Source organism: Streptomyces sp. ID05-39B (genome assembly GCF_033794725.1).
Classification (GTDB): Bacteria; Actinomycetota; Actinomycetes; order Streptomycetales; family Streptomycetaceae; genus Streptomyces; species Streptomyces bobili.
On record NZ_JARGEF010000332.1, the window covers coordinates 1 to 7,084 of the forward strand.

Sequence of the window (7,084 nt, forward strand, 5' to 3'; positions counted from 1 at the left end):
GTGCGGGGTGGGTGTGGGGACGGGACTGCTGCTGGCCGTGCTGCCGTACGGGGGCGCCTCGGCGGACGCGGCGGCGGTACCGGCGTACGAGGGTGTATCGGCGCACGGCTCCGAGGCTGCGTACGAGAGCGGGGCGGCGTACGACCGTGGCTCGACGCGTAGCCCTGAAGCGACGCACGGGCCGGGCCGGGCGAACGGACGTCCCGGTTCGACGCTCTCGCCGGGGCCGGGACATGCGGCGAAGAACGACCGCGTCCCGTCGTATCCCAGGGATCCGTCGAAAGCCCCCGCGTCGACGTCCCCGGCCGGGTCGGCGTCCGCCTCCTCCGTCCCTTCCGCCTCGCCCTCCAGGTCTGCCGTGTCCTCCGGTGGCCCCGACCGGGCCGGGAGCCGGGCCGGGGAGGGGCGGGTACGGCCCGGCCGCACCGGGGAAGCGGCCGAGGCGGACCCTGAGGTCCGCGACGAGGAGACGGCCGCCGCCGAGGAAGAGGGCTTCGGTGAGGAGGACGGCTTCGGTGAGGAGGACGGCTTCGGTGAGGAGCCGACGGCCGAGGCTCCGCGTGAGGCCGGGCTCGTCCCGTCCGCCTCTCCGCAGGCCGTGCGGCAGGCCGACGCCGCCGAGGAGCAGCCCGTCGGACGGATGCTGCGGATCCTGCCCCTCGGCAGCGGTCTGGTCCTCATCGGCCTCGGCCTCGGCCTCGCCTTCGTCGGCCTGCGGCTGCGCCGCGGCTAGCGCGACGGCGGTGCCGGGTCAGCGCACGACCAGCAGGACCTTGCCCACGTGCCCGCTCTCCTCGACGACCCGGTGCGCCGCGCCCGCGTCCCTCATCGGGAGTTCGCGGTCCACGACAGGGCGGACACGACCGGCGGCGACCAGCGGCCAGACGTGTTCACGTACGGCCGCGGCGATCGTCGCCTTCTCACCGAGGGGGCGGGCCCGCAGCGAGGTCGCGCTGATCGCGGCACGCTTGCCGAGCAGCAGGCCGATGTTCAGCTCTGCCTTGACGCCGCCCTGCATGCCGATGATCGCCAGCCGGCCGTTGACGGCGAGGCTCCGTACGTTTCGGTCCAGGTACTTGGCGCCCATGTTGTCGAGGATGACATCGGCACCCGCACCGTCGGTGGCCTGCTCGATCTCGGTGACGAAGTCCTGCTCGCGGTAGTTGATCAGGATGTCCGCGCCCAGGTCGGCACACCGTTCCAGCTTCTCCTTGCTGCCCGCGGTGACGGCGACGGTGGCGCCGACGGCCTTGGCCAGCTGGATCGCCATGGTGCCGATGCCGCTGGAGCCGCCGTGCACGAGCAGTGTCTCGCCGGGGCGGAGGTGGGAGATCATGAAGACGTTCGACCAGACCGTGCAGGCCACCTCGGGCAGCGCCGCGGCCCGTACGAGGTCGACCCCCTCGGGCACCGGCAGCAGCTGCCCGGCCGGTACGGCGACCTTCTCGGCGTATCCGCCGCCCGCGAGCAGGGCGCACACCTCGTCGCCGACGGCCCAGCCGGAGACGCCGGGGCCGAGCGCGGCGATCCGGCCGGAGCACTCCAGACCGGGGTGGGGAGAGGCGCCCGGGGGCGGGTTGTAGAAGCCCTGTCGCTGGAGGATGTCCGCACGGTTGACGGCACTGGCCACCACCTCGACCAGGACCTCGCCCTCGCCGGGTACGGGATCGGGGACCTCCGCCCAGACCAGCGCCTCGGGACCACCAGCTTCGGGAATCGTGATCGCATGCATGTGAGGGACGCTACCCCTCGGTCGCTGGTCGCAGCCTTCTCGGTCGTTGGACTGATCCATGGCAAAAACCCGGTGCGAGACCGATGAATTCGCGCGACGGTGAAGGTCTCCCCATGCGTCACCCATATGCGCGGAAGGAACACACCACCATGAGCCAGCACACCGCCGGCCTGGCGATCGAGACCGCAGGCCTGGTGAAGACGTTCGGCGAGACCCGGGCCGTGGACGGCGTCGACCTGGCCGTCCCCACCGGCACCGTCTACGGCGTCCTCGGCCCCAACGGCGCCGGCAAGACGACCACCGTGAAGATGCTCGCCACCCTGCTGCGGCCCGACGGCGGCCAGGCCCACGTCTTCGGCCACGACGTCGTCCGCGAGGCCGACGCGGTGCGCGGACTGGTCAGCCTCACCGGGCAGTACGCGTCCGTGGACGAGGACCTCACCGGCGCCGAGAACCTGGTGCTGCTGGCCCGGCTCCTCGGGCACGCCAAGAAGGCCGCGCGCGAGCGGGCCGCACAGCTGCTGGAGGCCTTCGGACTCACCGACGCCGCCTCGAAGCAGGTCAAGCACTACTCGGGCGGCATGCGGCGCCGTATCGACATCGCCGCGTCCATCCTCAGCACGCCCGACCTGCTCTTCCTCGACGAGCCGACGACCGGGCTCGACCCGCGCAGCCGCAACCAGGTGTGGGACATCGTGCGGGCGGTGGTCGCGCAGGGCACCACCGTGCTGCTGACCACGCAGTACCTGGACGAGGCCGACCAGCTGGCGTCCCGCATCGCCGTCATCGACCGCGGCAAGGTGATCGCCGAGGGCACGAAGGGCGAGCTGAAGGCGTCCGTGGGCGCCGGATCCGTCCATCTGCGGCTGCGGGACGCCGAGCAGCGGCCGCAAGCCGCGGAGGTGCTGAGCAGGGTGCTGGACGCACAGATGCAGCACGACCCCGACCCGCTGGCCCTGACGGCCCGGCTGGCCCCCTCGTCCGGCGGCACGGCCGCCGAGCAGGCCGCACGGGCGCTGAGCGAGCTGGCCAGGACCGGCATCACCGTCGACAACTTCTCGCTGGGCCAGCCCAGCCTGGACGAGGTCTTCCTCGCCCTCACCGGACATGACACCCAGGCGGACGACGCCGTGAAGAACGAGGTGGCGGCATGAGCACCGCGACGACCAGCGAGACCCAGGACCTGGCGCCCGTCCGCACCGACTCCCTCGCCGCTCTGCTGATCGCCAAGGAGCGCCCGCCACGGCCCAGCGCCTGGTCCGCCTCCCTCACCTTCGGCTGGCGGGCCATCCTCAAGATCAAGCACGTGCCGGAGCAGCTGTTCGACGTGACGGCGTTCCCGATCATGATGGTGCTGATGTACACGTACCTCTTCGGAGGTGCCCTGGCCGGGTCGCCGAAGGAGTACATCCAGTTCCTGCTGCCCGGCATCCTGGTGATGTCGGTCGTGATGATCACGATGTACACGGGCGTCTCGGTGAACACGGACATCGAGAAGGGCGTCTTCGACCGCTTCCGCTCACTGCCGATCTGGCGGCCGTCGACGATGGTCGGCTATCTCCTCGGTGACGCCCTGCGCTACACCATCGCGTCCGTCGTGATGCTCACCGTCGGCATGATCCTCGGCTACCGGCCGGACGGCGGGGTCCCCGGCGTCGTCGCCGGGATCGCCCTGCTGATCGTCTTCTCGTTCGCGTTCTCCTGGGTCTGGACGATGTTCGGACTGCTGCTGCGCACCGAGAAGTCGGTGATGGGCGTCAGCATGATGGTGATCTTCCCGCTGACCTTCCTGTCCAACGTGTTCGTCGACCCGAAGACCATGCCGGGCTGGCTCCAGGCGTTCGTCAACAACAGCCCGGTCACCCACCTCGCGTCCGCCGTCCGCGGACTGATGGCCGGCGACTGGCCGGCCGCCGAGGTCGCCTGGTCGCTGGGGTGGTCGGGCCTCTTCGTGCTGATCTTCGGACCGGTGACGATGCGGCTGTACAACCGCAAATAGGGGCGCGCCGTGGCCCGGTGTCAGAAGCGCAGTGCCTTCGGCGGCTCCGGAGGCACGCGCACGATGGTGACCAGACGGTCGGTCAACTCCAGCACGCCGACGGCCGGATCGTCGTAGGCCAGCACCCGGTGACCGCGGACGACGCTCACCACCAGATCGGCCGTCTCGCGCGGGGTGCGCCCCGACTCGGCCTTGGTGACCGGCCGTTCGACGATGTCGAGACCGGTGCCCTGGTGCATGAGGTCCTCCATCACCCGGCCGGCCGCGGGGCTGAGCACGGACAGCCCGAGGAGCCGCCCGGCCGCTCCCGCGCTGGTGATGACCTCGTCGGCGCCGGACTGCTTCAGCAGCGGCGCGTTCTCCTCCTCGCGGACCGCGGCCACGATCTTCGCCCGCGGGTTGAGCTGGCGGGCCGTCAGCGCCACGAGGACGGCCGTGTCGTCGCGTTGCGTCGCGATGATGATCCGCCCGGCCCGCTGGACCTCCGCCCGCCGCAGCACGTCACTGCGGGTGCCGTCACCGACCACACCCTCGTAGCCTTCGGCCGTCGCCGCCTCGATCATCTTGGCCCCGGGGTCGATCACGATGACCTGTTCCTTCCGCAGCCCCGACGCGCAGGCGGTCCGGATCGCGGACCGGCCTTTCGTGCCGAAGCCGACGACGACAGTGTGGTCGCGCAAGGGGACCTCCGGGTTGCTGGGCGAAAGCTCTGCACGCGACGGGTGTCGCGTCCTGACAGGTGCGACCCCGCCGTGAACCATGGTGCCCACCGATCGGATCACCACCACAGGGGGCCACGCGATGCGAGACCAAGAACGACACCCAGCCGCGCCTGGACGGCTCTCTCTCCTGCGGTCTCTGTGGTATCGCTCGCGCGCCGAGGCACGGGACGACGCCGAGGCCGGCCGCTCCATCACGATGCCTGTGCAGAGCGCCCTCCCCCCGCTCCAGCAGGTACTGCGCCGCCTCTCCCTGGGCCTGCTGGTGCTGCTGGTCACCACGCTGATCGTCTACCTCGACCGCGACGGCTACAACGACACCTCCGACGGCACCATCGACCTTCTCGACGCCGCCTATTACGCCACCGTCACCCTCTCCACCACCGGCTACGGCGACATCACCCCGGTCAGCGACTCCGCCCGGCTCATCAACATCCTCGTCATCACGCCGCTGCGCGTGCTCTTCCTGATCATCCTGGTCGGCACCACCCTCGAAGTCCTCACCGAACGCACCCGTCAGCAGGTCCGCATCCATCGCTGGCGCAGCCGCACCCACCGGCACGTCGTGGTCGTCGGCTACGGCACCAAGGGCCGGCACGCGGTGGAGACGCTCGTCGGACAGGGCGTCCCCAAGGACCAGATCGTCGTCGTGGACGTCCAGGGCAAGGCCGGGCACGCGGCGGGGGACGACGGGCTGGTGTCGGTGATCGGGGACGCCACCCGTTCCGAGACGCTCATCAAGGCCGAGGTCGCCCACGCTTCCCGGGTGATCGTGGCCCCGCAGCGCGACGACACCGCCGCCCTGGTCACGCTCACCGCCCGACAGTTGAACCGGCGCGCCACGATCGTCGTCGCCGCGAGGGAGGACGAGAACGTGCCGCTGCTCAAGCAGAGCGGCGCGGACACCGTGATCACCAGCTCCAGCTCCGCCGGGCGGCTGCTGGGCGTCGCCATGATCAGCCCTACCGTGGCCAGGACCCTGGAGGACCTCATGACCCTCGGCAGCGGCCTGGACCTCGTCGAACGTGCCGTCACCCAGCAGGAGAGGGGCAAGTCACCGCGCGCCTCCACCGACCTGGTCGTAGCCGTCGTGCGCGGCAAGGACCTCCTGGACTTCGCCGACGCCCGCCTCACGGAGCTGCAGGCCGGGGACCGCGTGATCGCTGTGAGCAGGGCGAAGGCCGTAGCGGCCCAACCGGCATGAGGCGGAGTCGGGGGCCGGTTGGCGTCTGGCGGTGGGCGGTGGGCGGTGGCGGTGGCGGTGGCGGTAGCCCGACGGTGAGCCGAGGGCCATCGGGCTGTGGGGGCGCAAGGGCGTTTCACGGGAATGTTTCACGTGAAACGGGGCGAGCTGGCCTATCCGGGTGTTTCACGTGAAACACCCGGATGACCAGCCCCTTCGGATGTTTCACGTGAAACAGGCGCCGATCCCAGCTGCAGCCCACGGAAGATCGAGCAGCTCCGCCTCCTGACCGGCCCGCGCACCACCGGGCGGGACGACGGCGAGGGCATCGGCCGCTGCGATCCCTCGCAGCATCGCCGGACCGTTGTAGTGCAGCGGCACAGCGTGATCGCCGCGCAGGACGACCGGGACGAGCCGGGTGTCGTGCGGGTGGCCGTGCGCCGCCTCCCGCAGAGGCAGCGTGTACGGCTCCGGAGCGGCCCTGCCGGCGAGGGTCCGCAGCAGCGGCTCGGCCAGCGTGAGCAGCCCGGACACGGCCGCGAGCGGGTTGCCCGGCAGGCCGACTAGGTGCCGGTCCTCCGTGATCCTGGCCAGCAGCATCGGATGCCCTGGACGCACCTCGACGCCGTCGACCAGAAGCTCGGCATCGAGGCGACGCAGGGTCGGGTGGACATGGTCGACGGGCCCCGCAGCCGTGCCGCCGGTGGTGACGATCAGGTCGGCTGCGGAGGTGGTGAGGGCTTGGTGCAGGGCTTCCGCGTCGTCGCCGAGCCTGCGCAGGGCCACCACTTCGGCGCCCATCGCCCGCAGCCACGGAGGCAGCATCGGGCCGAGGGCGTCACGGATGAGCCCGTCGTGCGGGCGGCCCTCGGTGAGCAGTTCGTCGCCCAGGACGAGCACTTCGACGCGAGGGCGGGGGACCGCGGCGAGCGTGTCGTATCCGGCGGCCGCGGCGAGCCCGAGGACCGCAGGGGTCACCACCGCTCCGGCGGGCAGCAACTGCTCGCCGCTACGGCACTCCTGGCCACGCGGGCGGATGTCCTGGCCGTGCTGGAGGTCCCGGCCGGGATGCAGCCGGCCCTTCTCGTCGGTGCGGCCGTGCTCACTGCGCAGCACCGCGGTCGTGTCCGGGGGGATCCGGGCGCCGGTGGCGATCGGGACGGCCTCGCCGTCGACGAGGCGCGCCTGCCCGTCCTGGCCGGCCAGGACGCCCTCGTCGCGTACGGCCCAGGGGCCTGGTCCGGCGACCGCCCAGCCATCCATCGCGGAGGTGTCGAAGGAGGGCAGGTCGGTGAGGGCGGTGAGGGGAGCGGCCAGGACGAGGCCGAGGGCGTCTTCGAGAGTGACGGAGACGGGGGTACGGCGGGCGGCGAGGGCGCGGGCGGCACGAGCGGCGCGGGTGCGGGCATCGGCCCAGGGGGTGGCGGAGGTCTTCCGGTGCCGGGCTTCGG

General features: G+C 71.7%; 6 protein-coding genes and 1 pseudogene. 4 read left to right on the forward strand and 3 right to left on the reverse strand.

Annotated elements, in window-relative coordinates:
• The coding region (locus tag P1P75_RS38035) for a hypothetical protein (RefSeq protein ID WP_319264028.1) at positions 1 to 733 on the forward strand (733 nt) is incomplete at its 5' end.
• Positions 734 to 751: 18 nt separating this feature from the next.
• Here P1P75_RS38035 and P1P75_RS38040 read toward each other — a convergent pair.
• On the reverse strand, positions 752 to 1,732 hold the full coding sequence (locus P1P75_RS38040; protein ID WP_319264030.1) for an NAD(P)H-quinone oxidoreductase: 981 nt from the start codon (positions 1,730 to 1,732) through the stop codon (positions 752 to 754).
• Between the two features lie 149 nt (positions 1,733 to 1,881).
• Between P1P75_RS38040 and P1P75_RS38045 the strand changes: the two genes are divergently transcribed.
• Both P1P75_RS38045 and P1P75_RS38050 read left to right on the forward strand, forming a co-directional pair.
• Positions 1,882 to 2,886: an ATP-binding cassette domain-containing protein gene (locus tag P1P75_RS38045; RefSeq protein WP_319264031.1), complete on the forward strand. Its 1,005-nt coding sequence runs from the start codon at positions 1,882 to 1,884 to the stop codon at positions 2,884 to 2,886.
• Positions 2,883 to 3,731: an ABC transporter permease gene (locus P1P75_RS38050; RefSeq protein WP_319264032.1), complete on the forward strand. Its 849-nt coding sequence runs from the start codon at positions 2,883 to 2,885 to the stop codon at positions 3,729 to 3,731. Before P1P75_RS38045 ends, P1P75_RS38050 begins: the two co-directional genes overlap by 4 nt.
• A 20-nt stretch (positions 3,732 to 3,751) precedes the next feature.
• On the opposite strand, the pseudogene P1P75_RS38055 reads toward P1P75_RS38050, so the two are convergent.
• Positions 3,752 to 4,411, reverse strand: a pseudogene (locus P1P75_RS38055) (TrkA family potassium uptake protein); the annotation flags it as partial.
• A gap of 238 nt (positions 4,412 to 4,649) precedes the next feature.
• Here P1P75_RS38055 and P1P75_RS38060 point away from each other — a divergent pair.
• A complete protein-coding gene (locus P1P75_RS38060; RefSeq protein WP_319264033.1) occupies positions 4,650 to 5,654 on the forward strand; it encodes a potassium channel family protein in 1,005 nt (334 codons plus the stop codon).
• A 204-nt stretch (positions 5,655 to 5,858) separates the two neighbouring features.
• On the opposite strand, the gene P1P75_RS38065 is transcribed toward P1P75_RS38060, so the two are convergent.
• Positions 5,859 to 7,084: molybdopterin molybdotransferase MoeA (locus P1P75_RS38065; protein WP_319264035.1), on the reverse strand; the 1,226-nt coding region annotated here is incomplete at its 5' end.